The organism is Bacillus sp. EU52 (genome assembly GCF_037964975.1).
In the GTDB taxonomy this organism is placed as follows: domain Bacteria; phylum Bacillota; class Bacilli; order Bacillales; family Bacillaceae; genus Bacillus; species Bacillus subtilis.
This window is the reverse complement of the sequence record NZ_CP150177.1, coordinates 59642-83811: the sequence shown is the minus strand read 5'-3', so window position 1 is coordinate 83811 and position 24170 is coordinate 59642. Positions and strand designations below refer to the sequence as shown.

Below are 24170 nucleotides of genomic sequence, written 5' to 3'. Positions count from 1 at the left end.
CACCTCATCTAATTTTTGTCTCTTCTTTGCTCAGCTCTAATGCTCTTTGCATCGCAAAAGCTTTTTTGAATGATTCCTTGTATTCGTGCTTCGGAACAGAATCAATCACAACTCCTGCGCCGGACTGCATAAATGCCTGCCCTCCGGTTGCATAAATGGTTCGAATGACGATATTAAACTGCAGATCGTGATTATATCCAAACCATCCTATAGATCCAGTATAAAGCCCTCGGCGTGTCGGCTCAAGTTCTTCTATAATTTCCATCGTTCTTACTTTCGGTGCTCCAGTAATGGTTCCTCCGGGAAACACAGCATGAATAATATCTACAGCGTCATACCCATCCTGCAGTTCACCTTGGACATTAGACACAATGTGCATCACATGCGAGTATTTTTCAATTGCCATGAATTCATTTACGCGCACAGACCCGTAACGTGATACTCTTCCCAGATCATTTCGCTCAAGATCAACCAGCATGACATGTTCCGCGCGTTCTTTTTCATTGTGTATCAATTCGTTTGCAAGCGCCTCGTCTTCTTCATTTGTTTTCCCTCTGGAACGGGTGCCCGCAATCGGTCTCGTCTCTAATAGCTTGCCCTTTTTGCTGACAAGCAGTTCAGGCGATCCGCAAATGATTTGGAAATCAGGTGTTTCTAAATACGCCATATAAGGAGAAGGATTTACTTCTCTCAAGGTTTTGTAAATTTGATATGGGTGGGCAGACAGTGACTGTGACTGCCTTATTGATAGATTGACTTGAAACACATCTCCGCTGGCAATGTATTGTTTGATTTTCTCTACAGCTTGTGAGAACCCATCCTCGGTAAATGGCGCCGCGAAGGAACCATCTGTTTCATGCTTCATCTTTCGCGAAGAGACAGCGGGAAGCTCAGTCAGCCACATCTGCTCTAACTCAGATAGCCTCACATCCGCTGTTTCCTGATCAGAACCATTAACATGAGTAATCAGCCATAGAGACTCTTCTTGATGGTCATAAACTGCTATATCATCAAAAACAAGAAAATAAATATCTGGTGTTTCTAGATCATCTAATGAGAGCATTTTAAAATTTTCAATGTACCGTGCGTAATCATAGCTGAGAAACCCGATTGCCCCGCCTTGAAAGTCAGGGAACTCATGATTCGTTTCTGTTTCCAGCGTTTTAAACCAGCTGTGGAAGGCCCGTAATGGATCACCTTCTTTAAACAGCATCTCATCACCATGCTTAATTGTAGTTATTCCGTCTTTTCCTTTCACAGTCGCAATTGGATCAAGACCGGCTATACTATATCTGCCGCCTCTTGCACTTTCAAGAAGTACATGATGTTTCCGGGATTGCGCAAGTTTCTCAAATTGTTGTAAGAATGAGTCTTTTTGAAAAGGTACTTTTTTGCCTGCCGGTCTGCGTTGTGCCATTTGTATCATTCCTCTATTTTCTTTTTTACTTGTTTTTAATTGTAAAGCAATGTTGTTAGTGAAAAAAGTGAATTTCTCTTCCAAGAATAACATTCGTCGCAGACATGGCATATTTGATGCACGAAATATAAAAAAACTCCCGGCGGACCGGGAGTTTTGGCTTTTTTTAATCGAATTGATACAGCGGCGTGCTTAGATAACGTTCGCCGTTACTTGGAATGATGGCCAATACTTTTTTGCCTTTTCCGAGTTTTTTTGCTACTTGAAGAGCAGCATAAATTGCCGCACCTGATGAGATGCCTCCGAGAATTCCTTCTTCACGTGCAGCTCTGCGGGCATATTCGAATGCTTCTTCATTCTTCACAGGGAAGATTTCATCATATACTTCAGTGTTTAAGATGTCCGGCACGAATCCAGCTCCTATTCCCTGAATTTTGTGGGGGCCTGGTTTTCCTCCTGAAAGCACTGGGGAATCTGACGGTTCAACAGCATAAATCTTGATGGAAGGGTATGCTTCCTTCAGCACTTCGCCCGCTCCCGTAATCGTTCCGCCCGTTCCGATTCCGGCTACAAATGCATCAAGCTGGTCATCACCGAATTGCTCAACGATTTCTTTACCAGTTGTTTGGCGGTGAATTTCTGGGTTAGAAGGGTTGTTAAACTGCTGCGGCACAAAGTATCCGTGCTTTTCAGCAAGCTCTTCAGCTTTCTTAATGGCGCCTTTCATGCCTTCCGCACCAGGAGTCAGCACAAGTTCAGCACCGTATGCGCGAAGAAGGTTGCGGCGCTCCATGCTCATTGTATCAGGCATAACCAAAATAGCTTTTAATCCTTTAGCAGCAGCAACCATTGCAAGCCCGATTCCAGTATTTCCGCTTGTCGGTTCAATGATTGTATCACCGGCTTTTAATTTTCCTTCTTTTTCAGCCGCTTCAATCATGGCTAAACCGATACGGTCTTTTACACTGCTTCCAGGGTTCATGTATTCAAGTTTTAGATATACATCCGCACTGTTTTCATCTGCAAGGCGATTTAATTTAACGATTGGCGTATTCCCAATTAATTCAGTAATGGAGTTTGCTACACGTACCATTCTCGACACCTCAATTTCCGACTATTTGTATTGGTATTATGTATATAATCTATCAATTTCAAAATTTTTTGTCAATCACTTAGTACTTTTTTCCCCATAAAACCAAGATACATCGGCTTCTTTCCAAAGTGTCTTAACTGTCGCTTTATCGCCTAGCTGATCCATTGCGATTTGCCGTCTGATCTGGTCCTTTACTTCATCAAATGAGAACGTTCTTGCCTTTAGTTTTTCTTTCAGCTGGATAATGGCATATCCGTTGCTGACCTTTATTGGTTCCTGAGACCATTCATCCTCTTTGAGTGTTTTCGCCTCTTCAATGTATGCTGATGGAATGTTGTCTGATGCCTCTGTGACAAAACCTAAATCTCCGCCGTATGGTGATGTATATCTGTCAGTGGATCTTTCGGCAGCGACAGCTTCAAAGCTTGATCCGCCTTTCAGTTCTTTCAGGACTTCTCTCGCTTCTTCTTCATCTTTTACAACAATGTGCCGAATTCGATACGAATCATCAAACTGATATAGTTCCTTATTTTTATGATAGAATGATTCCAATTCTTTGTTTGAGATATCGATATCCCTTGTTAACAATTCCTCAAGGAGGATATTATAACGAATTTGGTCTTTCCACTCTTTCTCCGTCGTATGTTCATCTTCGTAAAAGGAATTATTGACCGCTTTAATCAGCAAAAACTCACGATCAACTTCGCTTTTGGATATTTTAAGGTTGTTCTTTTTAGCCAGCTGCTCAACAACTCGGACATTGATCATATCTTCAAGCGTTGATTTACCATACTGATCTTCCATTTCTTTCAGCCATTCTTCTCTTGTCACACTCTTGCCCCCGATAGTCGCAATAGACTCACCGGATGACGATGCGCCGGCTTGGGATTTCGTCAGCGTATATGCAACAGCAATACAGCAAACCAACAGCGCCCCTAAAATAATGGTCCAGATTGTTCTTGATTTCAAACCTGCTTTCAGCCCCTTTTCTCAAATTAAAAACCCGCTAAAGAGCTTAGCGGGTAGTTTGGTCACGAAGCCCTTCCAGCTCTTCTTTTGTAAATAAGTACTTTTCATTACAAAAATGGCATACTGCTTCGGCTTGTCCATCTTCTTCTATCATATCTTGAATTTCTTTTTTGCCTAGTCCTAAAATGGCTGTTTCGAACCGTTCTTTTGAACAAGGGCAATGGAATCTGACAGGCATCGTTTCCAAAATCTCAGGTTTCTCGCCTAGGACTTCTTCTAAAATTTCTTCTGGTGTCAGCCCTTTCTGGATGAGCTTAGAAATCGGCTCTACTTGAGATAGACGCTGTTCAATTTTTGTGATTGTTTCATCATCTGTTCCCGGCATCAGCTGAATAATAAAGCCCCCTGCCGCAAGAATGGTATTGTCAGGATTCACGAGCACACCTACGCCCACTGATGAAGGAACCTGCTCAGATGATACAAGATAGTAAGTGAAATCATCTCCTAATTCTCCTGAAACGATTTCTACTTGTCCTGTGAAGAACTCGCGCAAACCTAAATCTTTTACGACACTTAACGTTCCGTTTGTTCCAACCGCACGTCTGACATCAAGCTTGCCTTGTTCATTTAAATCAAAATGAACTTGCGGGTTAGAGACATAGGCTCTGACTTCTCCTTTGGCATTGGCATCAGCTACAATAGCTCCGATCGGACCTCCGCCCTCGATTTTCACGGTCAGCTTATCATCGCCCTTCAGCATAGCGCCGAGCATGAGTGAAGCTGTCATTGTGCGTCCCAATGCAGCGGATGCTGTCGGCCACGTACCATGGCGTCTCTGCCCCTCATTTACCATATCAGTCGTTCTCGCCGCATAAGCCCGAACTTTTCCGTCATACGCAAGTGCTTTTACTAAATAATCCATTACTAAACCTCCTATACACTTCCTACGCGGTTTCTTTCATAAATCAATTCCAGCCCTTTTAGGGTTAAGAATGGATCAACGATGTCTATACAATCTGATTCGTTCGCAATGAGCGGCGCCAGGCCTCCTGTCGCAATGACCTTTGGTTCCTGTTTTGCCTGCCATTTCATTCGCTTAACGATTCCTTCCACTTGGCCGACATAGCCAAATAAAATCCCAGATTGCATCGCGCTAACAGTGTTTTTTCCGATAATATTGTCGGGCCGGGTGATTTCGATACGCGGAAGCTTTGCTGCACGCGAGTAAAGCGCCTCTGTCGAAATTGTAATCCCAGGGGCAATCGCCCCGCCCATGTATTGTTTGTTTTCATCAATATAGCAGTACGTTGTAGCGGTTCCGAAATCGACAACAATTAATGGATTGCCGTACAAGTGTATCGCAGCGACAGCATTTACGATTCTGTCTGCCCCCACTTCTTTCGGATTGTCATATTTTATATTTAAACCGGTTTTCATACCTGGACCAACAATTTGAGGCTCGATATGAAAGTATTTTGTGCACATTCTTTCTAACGCAAACATGATTGGCGGCACTACTGACGAAATAATAATGCCATCTATCTGTTCAAACATAAGCCCGGAGTGATCAAATAAGGAGCGCAAAATCATCCCAAACTCATCTTCTGTTTTATGCCTGCTTGTTTCTATACGCCAGTGATATTCTAATTTTCCATCATGATATACACCAAGTACAGTATTGGTGTTCCCCACATCGATAACCAGTAACAACCTCTATCACCACTTTTGAATAGTTTCTCTACTTTACTTTTTACAAACATTCTACAATACCATACACGATCAGCGGCTCATTTGTAAACAAATCGATACCAGAATTGGATGATTGTAAAAGCCGCAGCTGAGCCCATCATTTACATAAAAAAACTGCCAGCGTCAGCCGGCAGTTTTTTTAGAAAGAAAGCGAATTACTCCTTCGTATCGTCTTTCTTTTCTTCTGTTTTTGTCAGAATGTTTACTTTCACATCATCGTTCTTTTCATCATCTGAGAAATTACGCTCAGGTAATGTTCCATGATCGATAAGGTGTTTGATTTGTTCAGCGTCAAGCGTTTCAACTTTCAGAAGCGTTTGGGCAATCAATTCAAGCTTGTCACGATTTTCAGTCAGGATTTGTTTCGCACGCTCATAACATTCTTTGATGATGCGCTGAATTTCCTGATCAATTTCGTAAGCGATTTGATCACTGTAGTTCTGTTCGTTGTTGAAATCACGGCCTAAGAATACCTGACCGCCCTGAGACTGTCCAAATTGCAACGGTCCCAGTTTTTCTGACATACCGAATTCCGTAACCATTCGTCTTGCAATATTCGTCGCACGCTGGAAGTCATTGTGCGCCCCTGTGCTGACTTCACCGAAGATAATCTCTTCAGCAACACGTCCGCCCAAGAGGCCGACAATTTTATCAAGCAGCTCCGGCTTTGTTTGGAAATAACGGTCTTCTCTTGGCAGCATAACAGCATAACCGCCAGCCTGGCCCCGAGGAACAATCGTTACTTTATGAACCATATCTGCCTCATCTAAAACGAGACCGATAACGGTGTGTCCGCCTTCGTGATAAGCCACGATATTGCGTTCTTTCTTGGAGATAACACGGCTCTTCTTAGCGGGTCCGGCAATTACACGGTCCGTCGCTTCGTCAATATCACGCGCATCGATTTTTTTCTTGTTTTGACGAGCTGCTACAAGCGCAGCTTCATTCAAGAGGTTTTCTAAGTCAGCGCCCGAGAAGCCTGGTGTTCTCATGGCAATTGATTTTAGGTTAACCGTTTCATCCAGCGGTTTGTTTCTCGCATGGACTTTCAATACAGCTTCACGGCCAATCACATCTGGGCGGTCCACTGTGATTTGACGGTCAAAACGTCCCGGACGAAGTAAGGCTGGGTCCAAGATGTCCGCACGGTTCGTCGCAGCAATGATGATAATTCCTTCATTAGCGCTGAATCCGTCCATTTCAACAAGCAATTGGTTTAGCGTCTGTTCACGTTCATCGTGTCCACCGCCGAGACCAGCGCCACGCTGGCGTCCGACTGCGTCAATTTCATCAATGAAGATCAAACAAGGCGCATTCTTTTTCGCATTTTCAAACAAGTCACGCACACGGGAAGCACCGACCCCTACAAACATTTCAACGAAATCAGATCCGCTGATGCTGAAGAAAGGTACGCCGGCTTCTCCTGCACAAGCCTTGGCAAGCAATGTTTTACCGGTACCCGGAGGTCCGACTAAAAGCACGCCTTTCGGTATTCTGGCGCCGAGCTCGGCAAACTTGCGGGGATCTTTCAGAAACTCAACAACTTCAACAAGTTCTTGCTTTTCTTCGTCAGCCCCTGCAACGTCTTTAAATTTGACGCGTTTCTTTTCCTCTGTATACAGCTTCGCTTTACTCTTGCCAAAGTTCATGACACGGCTGCCGCCGCCTTGAGCCTGATTGAGCAGGAAGAAAAACAGAATAAAGATAATGACAAATGGGATGATGGTCGTCAGGAACGTCACCCATCCGCTTGTTTCTTGCGCGGGCTCAATCTTTACGTCTGTCTTTTTCAAAGCGTTAAATATCTGGTCTGCTCCCTTTCCTTCAGGAACATGAGTCAAAAAGTATTGATCTTTGTCGTAGTTTTTCAGCTGCCCTTTTACCTCATAAACACCTCTGACAGGCTGAACCGATACGCTATCAACTTTCCCGTCATCCAGGTTTTTGATGAACGTACTGTACGACATATTTTCTGTTTTCGGATTTGAGGTCTGGAAGTAGCTCACAACCCCGATTACTACTAATAAAATAAGTAAATAAAAAATGGTATTACGGAAGACCCGATTCATTCCTTACCTCCTCCCACAGTAAGCACAACTATGTTCAATAGTACCATAGAAAATCATTCCAATACAAACAATAACCATCTCGGAAGCAGGCTGCCGATCAGCTTTCATAAACTGCCGGTTTTAACACTCCGATATAAGGCAGATTGCGATAGCGCTCAGCATAATCAAGTCCGTAACCCACTACAAACGCGTCAGGAACTTCAAAACCGACAAAGTCTGCTTTGATGTCCGCTTTTCTTCCGCTCGGTTTATCCAAAAGGGTAACAATCTTAATTGATTTTGCTTTACGGTATCGGAAGAGCTCTACGAGATAACTTAAGGTTAACCCACTGTCGATGATATCTTCAATAATTAAGATGTCCCGGCCCTCTACAGATGTATCCAAATCTTTAATGATTTTTACTTCTCCAGAAGAAACCGTAGAATTTCCGTAGCTTGATACATCCATGAAATCCATTTCCAAATATGTATCAATATGCTTGATAAGATCCGCCATAAAAGGAAGTGCTCCTTTTAACACACCGATTGCCAACGGAAATGTATCTTGATACTCGCTCGTTAATTCTGCACCTAACTCTTTTACTTTCTTTTGTATCTCTTCCTCTGAGATCAGTACTTTCTCGATATCATGTTTCATCATGATTTTGCTTGCCCCCTACACTTTTCATGCTGTCTATATTGTAATACAATGCGGTCGCTGTTTGGAATCACAAGATCTTCAAAAATTGATTTTTTCAAGCCAGGTATCCAGATAATTTCACCGCTTGCGTCCGTCACAATCGGCCAGTTGTCTCTTTCTTGGAGAGGCAATTTCTTATCAATAAATATATCCTTTACCTTTTTTGAGCCGTTCATCCCTTTTAGTTTGATCCGGTCTCCAGCTTTTCTCGTCCGGATTGTTAAGGGAAATCGCACCTTTTTTTCACTTGTGATAAAAACAGCATTCCCATGTTCTTCAGGCGAGTCCGCATAATGCCTTGCCTCTATCAGATATCCATTAGGGAGCACTGCCGTTTCATCAGAAGCTCCGCTAATTTGGTATTCAAAGGGAACATTTTTGCACTGCCATTGTTCAAATGTAAACAAACATGTCTGATATGATTTGACCACCTTCAGTCCTTTCGGAAAGTCCAGTACTCCTGAAGGACTGCCATTTTCCGCCCAATCGAGAAACTGCTGAATGTGATGGGCTGAAAAGGATGATGGAACGTTTTCATAAAGATAGTTTAATATTAGTTGAACTCCTCTTCTTTGTAAAGGCATCGGGAGGGCAAGCAATTGAGAGGAATTGATTTCAACTGATGTATTAGACTGGCTTGTGATTACTTTATTCATTTCATCTTTCGTTAATGACTGTAAGAATTGCTCATCTTCCGTCAGTGCTTCACTCACTTTCTGAAACCTTTTATGCACATCCGGAGATTCCTGCTTCAAAAACGGGAGCACTGTTCTTCTGAATCTGTTTCTTGTGTAGTCATCTTTGGCGTTGCTTTCATCCGTCCGGTAGCTCAAGCCGTTTTCACGGCAATAGTGAAGGATCTCTTCCTTTGTAATGGTTAAGAACGGCCTGATGATCCGCCCTGTCCCAAAACGTCTAACCGGCTGCATTCCCGCAAGTCCCGTTCCAAGCGTACCCTTAGCCAGTTTCATAAGCATTGTTTCAACCTGGTCATCACCATGATGCGCAAGAGCCAGATAGTCCGCTTGGTGCTTCGACATGATTTCCTCAAAAAACTGGTAGCGACAATCGCGTGCTGCAGCCTGCTTATTGAGTCCTTTTTCCTGTGCATATGCGGTTACATTGATTTGAGCCGTTTCGCACACGAGCTGTTCAGCTTTACAATAAGCTTGGACAAAACGCATGTCCTCCTCGGATTCCGCACCTCTGAACCGATGGTCAACGTGAGCTGCAATAACATTCGCTGAACGGCCGCATAACGTATGCAACGCGTGAAGAAGAGCCATTGAGTCCGGACCGCCAGAAACGCCTACAATGATCGTCGCCCCTTTTAACGTAAGATTGTGTTTGTTTAAAAAATCTTTGACACTTTTCACAATGTCCTCCTCACAATGAGCAGGTATTTTAAAGATATTCATATCCTAACACTTTCAACCCCTCCAAGCAAAGAAGAAGCATAGGCTCTGCAGTTTGCACCATTCAGATTAAGAAAAAGATAATATAGGCGAAATAAAGCGCTAAAACACTGATCACGATCAGCGTTGTTTCAAATAACCCCCCCGACTTAGCCGGTTTCTGTTTTGGGGTATATCGCGTCTTCGTTATTTTTCCTTGGCGCGGTTTTTGCTGTCTATGTCGTGTGGCAGGCTGCGGTGATGCTTTTATAGGCTGTTTTCTTTGTGCTGCTTTTTGCCCCGCGTCTAGCATATCCTTTTTCATTTCATCTGCGGATTGATAATCTCCGTTCAAGGCTGAAAAAAGCACTTTTTTATACTTTTGAAGCAGAGGGTTTCCTTCGATGAGAGACCTAAGCTGTTCTTTGGGCTGGTTCGTTTTCTTAAATTCTTTTTTATGCACACTGTTGATCATAATCATGGCAACTGCGAACAGATCATAGGATGGCTCTGCCTTTCTTGTTCCATACCCCCAATAGCCTCTGTCATAAAACTCCGTATACTCTTTTATCGCCCGGCCTTCCTTTGTCGTGCCGCCCACATCAATGCAGCGGATCCTTGCGGGCGGACCAGTTACGATCAGATTATCAGGTTTAAGATCGCCGAATATCCATCCTTGCTGGTGAAGCACCGATAAGCTGGATAACAGCTGAATCATTAATACCGGTATCCACTCTGCTCCTTTATCACTGACATACTTCAAAAGCAGCGGCCCTTTTATGTATTCCATTGCATAAAATGAAACTTTCGTATTGGTACTGGGAATATAGGCATCATCCGTATCAAAAAAAGAAGGCCCCATCGTAACGGACTGGGCCTTTGAGAAAGATTTCAAGACATTCACTTCAGAAGTAATAGACAGGCTGTCATCACTCACCTTTAAGGCAACATGTCCATCTGATGCTTCTGCCAAATACACAATTCCATTGGCCCCTTTACCAAGCTGTTTACGCAATGTATAAGTGTTTCCATTCCACTTGCCTTTGATTGTCGTACCCGGCTTGAGGCTACATGCCAAACTCGTCAAAGCGTCGTTCATCATCTGCCAGCATGCCCCTTCTTGAGCGTATTTTCTCAAACTGCAGTGTCGCTTCACGAATCGCCGGACCTGTCGGCGTGATGCCGCCTGTCGAAAGCTTTGCAAAGAGTGTGGAAAGAGATTGCAGCTTCGGTGTCCAGTTCAGCACAAGCTCGACCTCTTGTTTTTTCCCGGGAAATATACACATCGCAAATTCGTTATTCCCGATTCGGGAATTGAGGCTTACAGACAAATCAATCAGCGCCTCTTTTACTGTTGGGAGCTTTGGCGCCATACTTGCACTTGTATCAACAAGAACCAACACCTGAAGATGCACCGTTTCTCCAAGCTCGTCGACCACTTCCATGACTTCGCCGCGTTTTTCCGGAGAAAGCTCTTCCATTTCCACATTCTTTCCGAGAATCTGTTTCAGTTCTTGATTGACTACACCTTGTAAGGTTTGCGTCATCGCTTTTTTTGTTACCATTTGAACAGTTTGTGAAAGCTGAGATGCATAAACGACTTGGTGCACGCCTCCTCCGGCAAGTGCAATCCCTTCGACTTCCTTCATTGCCTCAGGGTCAATTTGATTTTCTTCCATTATACCAATGACATTTACCGTAATCCCCTGCTCTTTAGCAAAAGCAGCCATTGCAAGCGGGTCTTCCCCATGGTTTGAGCAGCCATCCGTTATCAGCAAAATTTGATTTAAATGTCCGTTGTTCACATTCATTCCTCCTGGAGAATACGAGGATTCTCAGATTCATATATTCCCATCTTCGCCAGAAGAAATTTGATTTATACGGGAGCGTTATGAAATTTCTTGTTTGTTTTGAAAGATTGCCGGAACAGGAATGGATGCCCACTTCGGTGTATTGTGATCAATCCGGACGACAACAACAGTCATATCGTCCTCAATTTGGCCGGATCTTGTGCGGATGACTTCTTCCATAAGCAAATCGGCAATCTCCTGCGGGTCATTTGTTTTCAACCCTTTCATTTTACGTTTCATCCATAAGTCGTGATTTTCCACATGCTTAGGCCCCTCAAAAATGCCATCACTCATCATAATTAAGAGGTCACCCGCTTTCAGCTGTTCACTCACAACCTCCACATCAAATTCATTAATAATACCGATTGGCAGATTGCTCGCTTGAACTTTCATGACCTGGTCACCCCGTTTGATAAAGCTAGGCGTCGATCCAACCTTCAAAAATTTACAGCTGGCATCTTGAAGATCGATAATAGATAGGTCAAGCGTGGAATATATTTCGTCAGTTGTCCTTAGAGACAGTATGCTGTTGATCGTTTTAATTGCTATTTTTTCATCAATTCCCGATTCAAGGATTTTTTCAAGAAGCTTGATCGTTTCATTGCTTTCAAAGTGCGCTCTTGCGCCATTGCCCATTCCGTCACTGATTGCTGCAGCATATTTTCTGGCTCCAAGCTCCATCATGCTGTAGCTGTCGCCGGAGACAAGTCCGCCGCCCTTCGCAGCGTGAGCAGCTCCCGTGGACACCCTGTATGATTTTGTTGATCCAAAGGCGACATGGCTGTATCCATTCGGATGCGGAGAGTGCTGTTCGGCTTTCACAAGTATTTGTTCTTCCAGAATGTCAGAAAGCATAGGGGCAATGATTTTTTCACTTTCTCCATGTCCGCTGAACGGAATGGTCATTTCAATATCAATATTTCCTTGTTCAAGGCTATAGATCTCGACATGCTGAATCTCAATTCCGAAATGCTGAAGCGCCTCTATGATTTGCTCTTCCTGCAGAAAGTGCTGTTCTCGCTCTCTTTTTATTTCCCGAGAAAAGTCGGCCATGACTTCAGAAACGCCTAAAAGCTGTTCAGCAACAAGACGCCTGCTGTCTTGGACTTTTTTCTTGAGTGTCAAATGGGCATGATGATGTGCGAGCTCATCCTCAATCAGCTCTTCAACCTGCTTGGATTTAGAACAATACTGTTGAAACTCTTTTTTCAGCCTTCGGTTTGATGCATATTCTTTTTCCTCTGTTTCAAGCATAACTTGTTTCATTAAATCATATGTTTTATCAAAGTTCTGTACCCAGCACCTGTTTTTCTTGTAGCACGTCTGACAGGAATGCTCCGTGATTTTGCTTAAGAACAGATCAACTTCACTGTCATCCGTCTGTTCGTCTGATGCTTGGTAAAAGGTTGCAAAGCTTTCAGACAGCGCGTGAAATACATTGGAGAACTGGTCTACCTTCTGAGCAGTGACATCACGGATTTTTCTAGCGTATTGCTGTTGCTCTTGAAGATGCTCGACAGTTCCCGGAATATATCTCGCCACTTTCCTTGTAATAGATTGAGGTGTGAGCAAAAACAGGCCGACTGCGATTAATGACTCATAGAGCGTTGTCATCAGACCGGCAGAGCCTTCACCATATAAAGATATAAGAAGTGATCCAACGATCAGACCGATTGCTGCACCCGCTTTTTTCCCTTCCTTCAGCAAACCGCCCAATAAACCGGAAAAAGCAAGCAGACTCATTTGATATAGGTTTCCGATATTCGCCAAGCCAAGAATCAGGCCGGTCACAACACCAACCGTACAGCCGATGCTTGCTCCGCCAATAAAGGAAAAACTCAATACAACATAACGAGCCAATATATGTTCTGCCTGCATCCCTTGGTAGGACAAGCCGGCCAGCCCCGTTAAAACAGAGGCAATAAGAATCATAAAGCAAATGATTTCCTCTATTTTTAATGATTGTTTCACTTTTTTCACAGTAAAAATCGGAAGGCTCTGAAGGAAAATCAGTGTTAAGATAAACGACAGTCCAGCCTCAACGATAGCCATTACATAATCATAGGTTGTAAATACGCCATTTTGGGCATAAACAAACCCGGCTCTTGCTGCAGCCATGGAGAAGAACACGACAATCGGGAGTGCTTTAACACGATCGTCGGTAATGAAGGCAGCCACTTTAGAAAATACGAAGAATGCCAGCAATGCCGCCAGTATGAGCAATGAGTGCTTTGGAGATATGGTCAGCGCACCTGCAAGCACAGCCAAAACCGCATAAAACGCTTTGTCTCTTCTGATGAGAAGCATCGCTCCAAAGAAAGGAAGTGCGAAAGGAAGCACCTCGGATAATATGAAAGCCCGTCCAAGCAAAAATCCGATGACAACATAAATGAATCCTTTATAGAAAAACAGTGAATGCAAATGATGAGTCACCAGCTTCGTGCCCCTGTTAAAAAACGATTGGAGTTTTTCCAAAGCTTGTCCCGCCATTGGCCCGTTCACTCTTCTTTCTGCTTTTTCCATTCCTCTCATCTCCCACCTGTTATATTCGTTGCCTGTCATTATAGCGAAAGCACAGATAGGATTTTGTCAAAAGAAGGTAACAATACCAGAGAAGTCTTCGACGGTTTCTGCCTTGATATTCGTTTATGAAAAGAATTTCTGGAATGTTGTCTAAAAATGAAAAAAATCGGCTTCTGCAAGAGAAACCGATTTTTTAGGATGACCCGTACGGGATTCGAACCCGTGTTACCGCCGTGAAAGGGCGGTGTCTTAACCGCTTGACCAACGGGCCAAACAAATATGGTAGCGGCGGAGGGGATCGAACCCCCGACCTCACGGGTATGAACCGTACGCTCTAGCCAGCTGAGCTACACCGCCATATTGTTTTGTGCTTCTAAGCACAAGTTATATAATACAAAGGTTTGTCTCTTTCGTCAACAGAAACTTTAATGTTGTAATTTTCTGACTCTTAAAGAGAATGAGGATAATAAAAAAGCATCCGTCGGGATGAACGGATGCTTCATTTATTTTATAGAAAGCAGCAAGTTATCCTCTTCTTGCTCCGCGCCCTCCACGTTTTGATTCCGTATTGCGTTTTAAAGATGACAAGCGATCTTCGCTGTCTTTTAAAAACTTATTCATTTTCTGTTCAAAAGATTCTTTCGGACGGAAATCATTTCTAGGTCTGGCTTGCGGACGGTCTTTAGCTTTTTTAATAGATAAACCAATTTTCCCGTCTTTTTCAACGTTGATGACTTTCACTTCAACTTGGTCGCCGACTTTTAAGTGGTCGTTAATGTCTTTGACATAATTATCAGCTACCTCACTAATGTGAACGAGACCGGTTGAGCCTCCAGGCAATTCAACAAATGCTCCAAAATTTGTAATACCTGTAATTTTCCCTTGCAACTTGCTGCCAACTTCAATCGACATAAAAAAAGTGCTCCTCCTTAGGCTTATAAAAAGATCGTTTGCTTAATTATACCTAAATAAAAATTTAAGTGTCAACAAGGCTACTTGCTCTTCTTCTCCACATTGAAGATAATTTCTCCGTCTCCAGACATGAATAAGTCCCTTCTGGCAAGCTCTGTGACGTAATCCTCATCCTTCAATTTGGATATTTCTTCTTTTAAATCCGTTTGTTTTGTCTTTAAACTTTTCAGTTCTTTTTCAAGCTGTTCTTTCTTTTCTTCTTTTGCACTAAGGGAAGATGTTTGAGACCAGACAGAGCTTGCCAGCACAATTGCCGTCAGGAATACTAGGGCGCCGAATACAGTTAACCGTCTGTACAGCCCTGTGCGTCTTCGTTTCTTCAGCTGATTTTGCCGTTCTACTTGTTCTTTATAGTCGTTTTGTATTTCAGTTATCGTTCGTTCCCTGGAAAAATTCAAACCAGACGGTCCTCCTTTCATTTCTTCAAAAACCGTGTAATGGTCGTTCTTATGGTTATCAATAGTTTCTTCTTCTTTTTGAGAAATCCTGCACCTTTTTCAAAATAACGTCTAAAAGTTAGACGCATTTTCACAGGAAGAAGTTTCAAACATTGTTTCGCGATAAAACGGATCGGAAAACACAGAACCATGACTATTTTATATAGACACAGCAGGAGAAAACCTATCAGGCTGTATGTTTTCTTGAATAAAAATGCCGCCATCCAGATGATCGCTCCGCATGTCCACACAATAGGACGAAATAACACGTGCTGAATGAGTTTTTTGAAGAATTGATAAACAGAAACAACAAGGTAAATGACGAATTTCAGTATTTTTATATAGATTCGTTTGCAAAGGCTCTGATACGTCGCAACGCCCAGCAGAACCGCTAAAAAGATGTAAATCCTGAATTCTCCCTCATTTACATGAAGCAAGACATAAAAGAAAAGCAGCCCTTGCACAATCCAGAAAAGAATATCATGAATAAATAATAGCCATCTGGCTGTTTTGGCACGAATGACAAAGAGCCGGTATGTATCAAGCGAAGCACCAAGCCAGAGACCCATACCGGACATCGCCAGCATTGTATAGAATTGTGTCGTCAGCGTCATTTAAACAACTTGCTAAAAAACCCTTTAGCTTTATCCCCTTGTTGTTCGTCTAAGTACACTAAATCAAATACCCTGCCTTTAATCGAAACAATCCCTTTTTCCACATCAAGATTTTTCATCTGCAGGTTTTGGCCTCTGACGGAGAGCATTCCCATCACCGTTTCCAGCAGGAATTCTTCGTTATCAAAACTCTCCACATGCTTAACCCCAGAAATATCTAAATGCTTCCGGCCTTTCATTGTCACATCATGCTGTTCCGGAACAGACGAAGAACCTTTTTGATCATAATATGAATTCATCTATTCAGCCCCCATATCCTCGATACTTTTAGCATTATTACTGCATTGTATGAGGAGGGGGATTTTTTTAGAACAAGCCTATTCGCCGAGTTTTTCTTCTTTTAGAATCGTGTACATGTTTGCAGCTTCTTCTTTTTTCGTCGTGTCTTTCAATTCATTAACTTGAACCGTTACAAGCTTTTGGCCGAAGCGGACCGTTAGTTCATCTCCCGGTTTTACGTCAGAGCTAGCTTTAGCTTGGTTTCCGTTAATAGAGATTCGTCCTTGGTCAGCTACTTCCTTCGCTAGTGTACGCCGTTTGATCAGCCGTGATACTTTCAAAAATTTATCTAATCTCATATCTATGATCTCCTCTCAGTTTCTTTTGCTTCATTCCACAGTTTGTCCATGTCCTCAAGGGACATATCAGCCAACTCGACTCCCTCTTCCTTCGCTGTTTCCTCAATGTACGAGAACCGTCTCCGGAATTTGTCATTAGTCATGGTCAGCGCTTCCTCTGGCTCTATTTTGTAGAAGCGGGCTACATTCACCAGCGCGAACAAAATGTCGCCAAACTCAGCTTTAAGATTGTGTTCGTGAGGAGCTTCAGAAACCTCAGAAGAAAATTCCTTCATTTCCTCACTTACCTTTTCCCAAATATCGCTGACGTCTTCCCAGTCAAAACCGACATTCGCTGCTTTTTTCTGCAATTTAGCAGCTTTCGAAAGAGCTGGAAGGGTTTTCGGTACGCTGTCTAGTAACGATGATTCAGACGTATTTTTTTCGGCCTTTTTTATATCTTCCCAATTGGCCAAAACATCGTTTTCATCCTGAACCTTAACATCTTTAAACACATGGGGATGTCTTCTGACCATTTTTTCACTGATTCCTTTTATGACATCATCAATTGTGAAATAACCTTCATCTTCACCAATTTGCGCGTGAAGCAAGACCTGAAGCAAAACGTCGCCAAGCTCTTCGATCATATGGTCTGTGTCTTCTTCGTCAATAGCTTCGAGAAGCTCGTAACATTCTTCAATCATGTACTGCTTTAATGACTGATGCGTCTGCTTTTTATCCCACGGACATCCATTAGGTCCGCGAAGCTCTCTGATGATGCTTCGGAACGTGGAGAATTCGTGATAAAGCAGCTTCTCTTCTTTAATCGGCGGAATATACACACTTGTTAAGTTGTTCAAGGCGACATTGCGGTCCAGCTCAAATAATGGCACTGTCCTGATCTCCTCGCCACGGCTGCCTGCTGCAGTCACAATGACGACCTCATAATCATCAGGCAGCTTCTCCATCAATGTCAGCTTGACTTCAGAAGCCGTCATTTGGTCGTAAACCTGACATATGATCAGATGATGTCTGAGCTCAAGCTCATCCGCAGACAATGTGCCGGCATCCACAAATTGAAAACCTTCAATCGGGTCAATTTGCAAGGCATTGAATGTGGCATCAAGGAAACTTTGTCCCCCCGCGACTTTCACTTGAACGTTTTCCTTTTCCTGCCGCTCCGTCAGCAGCTGAACTGTTTTTTCTGCGACAAACGGATGTCCCGGCACAGCATAAACCACGTCCTCACGCCGCGCCGCTTCAAAGAGGGTATCCGCAATTTCTTCATATACCGCCTCGAACTGATCATGTTTCTCATATATATCATCAAAGAAACGGATGTTCTTCGTTTCTTTTTCAAGCTCCTCAATTAAAGGATGATCCTTGGTTCTGACATACAGCGTATCTGCCTTCGTCAGCAGCTTGTGTATACCAATTGTCAATTGGTCCATGTCTCCGGCACCAAGTCCGACGACTGTAATTTTACCCGCCATTTTGTTCTCTCCTTCTCATGAATTTGCTTAACTTGCTGCCGAATGGCACACTGTTCAGCTCTTCATCTGTAAATATTCCCAATCTCATCATACAATAAATAAACACCGCGCCACCAATGGCAACAGCAGAAAGACTCTCAATCACAGCCGCTCCTCTTCCTGTTGCAGGAAACAAGAAAGTCCAGAGACGCGTATACGCAAGCAAAACAGCTGACATCAAAAGAGCAGATCCAATAATCGGAATCAAAACGCCTCTAAGCTTATCGAGCCATTCCTTTTGCCGAAGCTGATACAAGTTAAGGCCGGCGACAGCCGCAAAGGAAGCAGCTGTCGCAAGCGATGCGCCTTCAATCCCATAGCGCGGAACCAAAAGTGTGTTTAACACCCATTTCACCGCAACACCCGCGCCCACCGCTATCGCTGGAAAAACTGTGTACCCCGCTCCCTGTAAGACTGCCGCTGCCGTTACCGCCATAGATGCAAACAAAATGGAGCAGCTAAATACTTGTAACGCACCTGTCCCTTCTCCATTTTGAAACAGCATGATATTTACCGGCTTTAGAATGCAAATCAACCCAGCCGATGCTCCTGTACCGAGCACAAGGCATAGTTTCAAAGATGACGTGATTTTTTCTTTCATGATCTTCAGCTCATTGTTTTTTACAGCCATAGAAATATACGGAACGAGTGACGTCGCAATGCTTACCGCGAAAATTGAACCGAGCTGCAGCAAGGGTTGTCCCCGATCATAGATCCCCTTTAGGCGTTTTGCTTCTTCGCTTGTCTCACCACCCGAAAGCAATGCATATAAATTCAAAGCATCAACAAGCTGGATAAACAAAAGCAGCAAACTGCTTACACAAATTGTAACCGAATATAAAAGCAGTTTTTTCGTCAATTCTTTTGTTGTGATGACATTTTCATTTTGCCTATCCGTTTGGTTGTCTCTATTCGTTTTAAACCAAAAAAACCCCAGTATCATCAATGCAACCAAACTTCCGGCAAGAGAGCCTGAAGCGGCTGCCGCTCCCGCAGTATAAAGCGAGGCTCCCTTTTTCACGAGCCAAAATGATAAACCCAAGAGCACTGCAACACGCAGAAACTGCTCTGTCATCTGTGATAAGGCTGAAGGGAGCATTTCGTGCCGCCCCTGAAAACCGCCTCTAAGCAACGCGACAAATGGGAAAAGCAGAAACGCGTATGCGGCCACTTGAATTAACACGGCTAGATGCGAATCCCCCATAAAGAGTGCAATAGGAACAGCACCCAAATATAAACAAAGAAATAATAAAATACCGATTAAAGACAAAAACAACGCAGATATTTTTAATATGGTGTGATGATTTTTTTCACTATAATCATTCATCAGCTTTGAAATAATGACTGGAAATCCTGATGTGGACAGCATGACCGCAATACCAAGAAAGGGATATACCTGCTGATATATATAAAATCCAACATCGCCGACAATATTTTGAAACGGGACTCTGTAAACAGCGCTTAAAATTTTTGTGATGACGCCTGCCAGAATTAAAACAAAAGCCCCCTGCCAAATCCAATGCCGTTTAACGCCTATTGAATCGTCCATCCAAAAGCTCCTTCCCAACGTCAGGGGCAATACGGTTCACGTATTACCGCGGCACAAATAAAAACGAGGTTATTATACCACATCCCAACCCTTGGATTCCTTTTTCGGCACGCATGAAAAAGAACAGCGTCCCAAGGAGAGCTGTTCTTTACATACCTATTTTCGAAGAAAGGAATAAGACCTACTGTTCCATTTGACGAGCCAAAAATCCAGCTGCTGTTTCAACGGCTTTATGCTCTACTTCGCCCATTGTCTGATCTTTTGAAAAGATCACCACAGCACCTATCGGATCACCGTTCGCCACAATTGGGCCTACAGTATAAGAATTCATGTCCTCATCAATTCCATTCACAAGCTGTACTGATTTCGCATCACTCTCAAGCACGGAGCTGCGCTGATCCATTGTTCTTTCCAGCATTTCGCTGATTGACTTGTTTAAGTAATCTTTTTTGGAGCTGCCGGACACGGCAATATATACATCACGATCACAAATCAGCACTGAATGGCCGAGGCTGTCGTAAAGCGCGTCTGCATACTCCTTTGCAAAGTCTCCAAGCTCACTGATCGGAGAATACTTTTTCAAAATCACTTCTCCGTCACGATCTACAAAAATCTCAAGCGGATCGCCTTCCCTGATTCTCAGAGTTCTTCGAATTTCTTTAGGAATGACGACCCGACCTAAGTCATCAATACGACGTACGATACCGGTTGCTTTCATCTCTGGTGCCTCTCTTTCATTTGATGGTATATACATGTGGGAAAGACCTAAAGCAGTTACTTTATGTACCTTCCGCCTCGCTTGAAATTAGTATCCGTCACATCAAATGTAATATACACCAGAGAGTAACAAAATTTACGTTGATGAAATGGTTTGCTTTTTCACATCTTTTAAGCCCTTCAGCATGCCCAGCACGGTGTCGAGCCATTCATCAGCACTACGGCCTTTCGTCTGTATGGAGATTTTGAGTTTTTTTCCTTCCATTCCCAGTCCGATTTGTCTGCCATATTGATTGCCAAGCTCAAACAGCTTCTGTCCGTCAATTTCAGCACTTGCTTCTTCAGAAATTGTCAATCTGACAGCATCTTTATCCTGCTTAATCAGCTCGACACGTTCCTGTCTCGCATAGACTTTCATTTCTGCAACAGTAAACAAGTATTCGACTTCTTTTGGATAGTTTCCAAAGCGGTCGATCATTTCATCTTGAAGCTCATTCATCTCTTCGATTGTCGCCACAGACCTGAAGCGTTTATACATATCAATTTTCTGTTTGCCGTCTTGAATATAAGTTTCCGGAATATACGCATCAAGCTCGACATCAATTTCTGTTTCAAACTGCTCTGTCTTCGCTGTGTCTCCTTTACGCTCCTCAATGGCCTCCTTCAGCATTTGTGAATAGAGGTCAAACCCGACCGAATCGATGAAGCCATGCTGCTGGGCACCAAGAAGATTCCCGGCTCCGCGAATCGTTAAGTCACGCATTGCGATTTTAAAACCGGAACCTAGCTCTGTGAATTCTTTAATAGCCTGCAACCTTTTTTCAGCCACTTCTGTCAGCACTTTATCCCGGCGATACGTGAAGTACGCATACGCCACACGGTTAGAACGACCGACACGCCCCCGCAGCTGGTAAAGCTGAGAAAGTCCCATCTTGTCGGCGTCAAATACGATCAGCGTATTGACGTTCGGGATGTCCACGCCAGTTTCGATAATGGTTGTGCTGACGAGAACGTCTGATTCTCCTTCAAGGAAACTTAGCATAACGGTTTCTAATTCATTTTCTGTCATTTTCCCATGCGCATATGCTACCTTCGCGTCAGGGACTAGCATTGAAATTTCATCCGCTTTCCGCTCAATGTCCTCTACCCGGTTGTACAAGAAATAGACCTGGCCTCCGCGTGCAAGCTCACGTTCAATCGCCTCTCTGACAAGAGCGCCGTTATATTCCACAACATACGTCTGTACGGGGAAGCGATTTTCCGGCGGAGTCTCGATGACTGAAAGGTCCCTTACGCCAAGCATAGACATATGCAGCGTACGCGGAATCGGCGTTGCTGTTAACGTTAATACATCAACATTGGCTTTTATTTGCTTGATTTTTTCTTTATGGGTTACACCGAAACGCTGCTCTTCATCAATGATGAGGAGCCCTAAATCTTTATACACGACATCCTTTGATAGCAGCCGATGCGTCCCGATGACGATATCAACCGTTCCATTTTTCAGCCCTTTGATTGTTTCGTTTGCTTCTTTTCTCGTTCTGAACCTGCTGAGAAGGCCGATATTAATCGGATAGTCCTGGAAGCGCTCTTTTATGGTTTCATAATGCTGCTGTGCCAAAATGGTTGTCGGAACGAGCAGAGCTACCTGCTTTCCGTCACCGATCGCCTTAAACGCGGCACGTATGGCAACCTCTGTTTTACCGTAGCCCACATCTCCGCACAGCAAGCGGTCCATCGGACGTTCTCTTTCCATGTCTTTTTTGATTTCGTGAATAGAACGGAGCTGATCCTCAGTCTCTTGATAAGGGAAAGCCGATTCGAATTCACGCTGCATCTCATGGTCAGGAGAAAACGCATAGCCCTTGCTCGCTTCTCTTTCGGCATACAGCTTAATTAAGTCGTCAGCAATATCCTGAACGGATGTCTCTACTTTTTTCTTGACCCGCTTCCATTCACTTCCGCCTAATTTATACAGCTTTGGCTCTTTTCCTTCGGAGCCGACATATTTTTGGACCTGATCAATTTGTTCTACAGGAACGTAAAGCTTGTCACTGCCCTGATAATGTATATTTAAATAGTCTTTATGAATGCCGTTGATTTCAAGAGTTTCAATCCCCAGGTATTTTCCGATCCCGTGATTAATATGAACGACATAATCTCCAATTTGAAGCTCAGAATAGCTTTTGATGCGCTCTGCATTGGTAAGCTTCTGTTTTCGCGGCTTCTTCTTTACACGGTTTTTGAACAGTTCTTCTTCCGTGATAACGGCAAGCTTCATTAACGGCAGCTCAAATCCCGATTGGAGCTCGCCTTCCATGATATAGACCTGTCCCTGAACAAGCGCTTTTTTGCTGTCTGTCATGGCAGCCTCGATATCATAATCAGCCAAAACAGATGACAATTTCTGTGTACGTTCCTTGTTTGCTCCTAAGAACACAACAGTGAAATTTGATTTTTTAAAACGCTCCATTTCGCCCGCAAGCACGTTCATTTGGCCATGGAAACTCTGCATTTGCCGGCCTGACACATTGACGATATTTTGCGGGCTCGTATGGTGTACATGCCGCAAAAATAAAGAGTAGTACAGCAGAGGCCGTTTTTGCTCAACCACTATTTTTTGGAAGCTGAATGACAAACGAATGTCATGCAAAATCTTCCCTTCCTCAAGAAGATTTGTTATAAACTCCGCTTCTTCTTTTTGAAGCTGTTCTTCCATCTCATGAATCCGACTGACTTCATCCAAAATCAGAAGTGTATTATCAGGTGTATAATCTAGTAAACTAGCAGGCTTTTCATAGAAATATGAGAGATACTTCACGAGCTCCTGATCTGTCTGGCCTTCAGACAAGCGTTCTTTATCGTGAGAAATATTCGCATGAAGTATTTCTTTTTGTTTGTCAGCCTTTAATTTTTTCAAGCTCGCGGCAAGACCACTATCGATTTTCTCCATCGCCCGCGCTTTTTCTTCCGGTCTGATAATTAATTCCTTCGCGGGACCGATATTGATCGAGGTAAGGGTCTCAATTGACCGCTGATCATCTGAATTAAAGCTGCGGATTGAATCCACCTCGGTGTCAAAAAGTTCAATTCTCACCGGATTCTCTGAAGTCAACGGATAAATGTCAATGATTCCCCCGCGAATACTGAATTCCCCGGGCGCAGAAACCATATCAGACCGCTCATACCCTACCTCTACCAGCCGTGAGGCAAGCTGGTCAGGTTCAATATCATGGCCTACTTGAATGAGCATCTGGCTGCTTTTCCACACCTCAACAGGCGGCAGCATTCTTCTGATTGCAGCTACCGGAGCAACGACAATTGGCGCTTCTCCATTCGTTAGTCTATTAATGACTTCTAATCGCTGCGCCCGCAATTCAGGGCTTGCAACTGCGATTTCTGATGAAATGAGTTCATTGACGGGGTACAAAAGGACAGACCGATCCTCTAGAAGTGAAGTCAGATCATCTGTTACTTTCTGGGCTTGATATAAGTTATGGGTGATGAGAAAGATAGGCTTATTCGTTTCATTAGCCAGAGCAGAAGTAAAAACAGAACGCGCGGAACCCGACAGACCCGCGAGCAGCTGTTCCTTCAGGCCCTCGTGTAAACCGTTGATGATGGATTTAAAGTCGTCGCTTTCTTTTATAAAGGTTTGAATGTTGTCCATATGGCCCCTCCTCTCTGTTTCCTGCGAGAACAGAAAAACGCTTTGGTCTAGTGTCTACACCAAAGCTTTTTATTGAATAAATGTGTGATATTCGTGGTAATGCGGATTTCGGTCAAGCGCCTCTTGGCAGTCTTCACATATCGTCAAAACATGGACATCTCCATTTTCTTTATAAGAAATCATATCGTTTCTTTCCTCATTTGTTAAGTGCTGAAATCCAAGTGAGTCTGTCGATACCATTGAAGATTCGAGACTGCCTACTTTCACTCCGCAATGACGACAATAATAATGCAAAGCCATACAAGGGACCTCCTGATGA

Annotated in this window: 21 protein-coding genes and 2 tRNA genes; all 23 read right to left on the bottom strand. The window is 43.5% G+C overall.

Features of this window, described 5'->3' with window-relative positions:
- Positions 1–4 precede the first annotated feature (4 nt).
- The 23 genes from NSU05_RS00440 to fin all read right to left on the bottom strand — a co-directional run bounded on the left by NSU05_RS00440 (position 5) and on the right by fin (position 24151).
- Entirely contained in the window at positions 5–1417 is a 1413-nt protein-coding gene (locus NSU05_RS00440; RefSeq protein ID WP_033884635.1) for an anthranilate synthase component I family protein, read from the bottom strand.
- A 166-nt stretch (positions 1418–1583) separates the two neighbouring features.
- Entirely contained in the window at positions 1584–2510 is a 927-nt protein-coding gene (cysK, locus tag NSU05_RS00435; protein ID WP_003218399.1) for a cysteine synthase A, read from the bottom strand.
- A gap of 75 nt (positions 2511–2585) precedes the next feature.
- Entirely contained in the window at positions 2586–3479 is an 894-nt protein-coding gene (locus tag NSU05_RS00430; RefSeq protein WP_003226693.1) for a peptidyl-prolyl cis-trans isomerase, read from the bottom strand.
- Between the two features lie 46 nt (positions 3480–3525).
- A complete protein-coding gene (gene hslO / locus NSU05_RS00425; RefSeq protein ID WP_003226695.1) occupies positions 3526–4401 on the bottom strand; it encodes a redox-regulated molecular chaperone HslO in 876 nt (291 codons plus the stop codon).
- An 11-nt stretch (positions 4402–4412) separates the two neighbouring features.
- Positions 4413–5189, bottom strand: coding sequence for a type III pantothenate kinase (locus tag NSU05_RS00420; protein WP_010886388.1), 777 nt, complete (start codon positions 5187–5189; stop codon positions 4413–4415).
- Positions 5190–5383: 194 nt separating this feature from the next.
- Positions 5384–7297 (bottom strand): ATP-dependent zinc metalloprotease FtsH, encoded by a 1914-nt coding sequence (gene ftsH, locus NSU05_RS00415; RefSeq protein ID WP_038428271.1) that lies wholly within the window; start codon positions 7295–7297, stop codon positions 5384–5386.
- 97 nt (positions 7298–7394) lie between these two features.
- Positions 7395–7937, bottom strand: coding sequence for a hypoxanthine phosphoribosyltransferase (gene hpt / locus NSU05_RS00410; protein ID WP_003226700.1), 543 nt, complete (start codon positions 7935–7937; stop codon positions 7395–7397).
- Entirely contained in the window at positions 7934–9352 is a 1419-nt protein-coding gene (gene tilS / locus NSU05_RS00405; RefSeq protein WP_029726386.1) for a tRNA lysidine(34) synthetase TilS, read from the bottom strand. The genes hpt and tilS overlap by 4 nt, the downstream gene beginning before the upstream one ends.
- 103 nt (positions 9353–9455) lie before the next feature.
- Complete coding sequence (prkT, locus tag NSU05_RS00400) at positions 9456–10472, bottom strand: serine/threonine protein kinase PrkT (protein WP_033884637.1); 1017 nt, start codon at positions 10470–10472, stop codon at positions 9456–9458.
- Positions 10438–11175 (bottom strand): VWA domain-containing protein, encoded by a 738-nt coding sequence (locus tag NSU05_RS00395; protein ID WP_003243782.1) that lies wholly within the window; start codon positions 11173–11175, stop codon positions 10438–10440. Before NSU05_RS00395 ends, prkT begins: the two co-directional genes overlap by 35 nt.
- Positions 11176–11259: 84 nt before the next feature.
- Positions 11260–13743 carry a stage II sporulation protein E gene (spoIIE, locus tag NSU05_RS00390; protein ID WP_015253002.1) on the bottom strand — a complete coding sequence of 828 codons (2484 nt, stop codon included), beginning with the start codon at positions 13741–13743 and terminating at the stop codon, positions 11260–11262.
- Between the two features lie 199 nt (positions 13744–13942).
- A tRNA-Glu gene (locus NSU05_RS00385) sits at positions 13943–14014 on the bottom strand.
- Positions 14015–14023: 9 nt separating this feature from the next.
- Positions 14024–14100 (bottom strand) — tRNA-Met (locus NSU05_RS00380).
- A gap of 168 nt (positions 14101–14268) precedes the next feature.
- Positions 14269–14655: a S1 domain-containing RNA-binding protein gene (locus tag NSU05_RS00375; protein ID WP_003218379.1), complete on the bottom strand. Its 387-nt coding sequence runs from the start codon at positions 14653–14655 to the stop codon at positions 14269–14271.
- A gap of 80 nt (positions 14656–14735) precedes the next feature.
- Positions 14736–15113 (bottom strand): cell division protein DivIC, encoded by a 378-nt coding sequence (gene divIC / locus NSU05_RS00370; RefSeq protein ID WP_038428270.1) that lies wholly within the window; start codon positions 15111–15113, stop codon positions 14736–14738.
- Between the two features lie 17 nt (positions 15114–15130).
- Positions 15131–15766: a spore cortex biosynthesis protein YabQ gene (gene yabQ / locus NSU05_RS00365; protein ID WP_003226711.1), complete on the bottom strand. Its 636-nt coding sequence runs from the start codon at positions 15764–15766 to the stop codon at positions 15131–15133.
- Complete coding sequence (gene yabP / locus NSU05_RS00360) at positions 15763–16065, bottom strand: sporulation protein YabP (RefSeq protein WP_003226714.1); 303 nt, start codon at positions 16063–16065, stop codon at positions 15763–15765. Before yabP ends, yabQ begins: the two co-directional genes overlap by 4 nt.
- Positions 16066–16143: 78 nt before the next feature.
- Entirely contained in the window at positions 16144–16404 is a 261-nt protein-coding gene (locus NSU05_RS00355; RefSeq protein WP_003226716.1) for a S4 domain-containing protein, read from the bottom strand.
- A 2-nt stretch (positions 16405–16406) separates the two neighbouring features.
- Entirely contained in the window at positions 16407–17876 is a 1470-nt protein-coding gene (gene mazG / locus NSU05_RS00350; RefSeq protein ID WP_038428269.1) for a nucleoside triphosphate pyrophosphohydrolase, read from the bottom strand.
- Positions 17866–19464: a polysaccharide biosynthesis protein gene (locus NSU05_RS00345; RefSeq protein WP_038428268.1), complete on the bottom strand. Its 1599-nt coding sequence runs from the start codon at positions 19462–19464 to the stop codon at positions 17866–17868. The genes mazG and NSU05_RS00345 overlap by 11 nt, the downstream gene beginning before the upstream one ends.
- 181 nt (positions 19465–19645) lie before the next feature.
- Entirely contained in the window at positions 19646–20182 is a 537-nt protein-coding gene (gene spoVT / locus NSU05_RS00340; RefSeq protein ID WP_003218365.1) for a stage V sporulation protein T, read from the bottom strand.
- A gap of 135 nt (positions 20183–20317) precedes the next feature.
- Positions 20318–23851 (bottom strand): transcription-repair coupling factor, encoded by a 3534-nt coding sequence (gene mfd, locus NSU05_RS00335; RefSeq protein ID WP_038428267.1) that lies wholly within the window; start codon positions 23849–23851, stop codon positions 20318–20320.
- A gap of 69 nt (positions 23852–23920) precedes the next feature.
- Positions 23921–24151 carry an anti-sigma-F factor Fin gene (gene fin, locus NSU05_RS00330; RefSeq protein WP_003243417.1) on the bottom strand — a complete coding sequence of 77 codons (231 nt, stop codon included), beginning with the start codon at positions 24149–24151 and terminating at the stop codon, positions 23921–23923.
- Positions 24152–24170 lie beyond the last annotated feature (19 nt).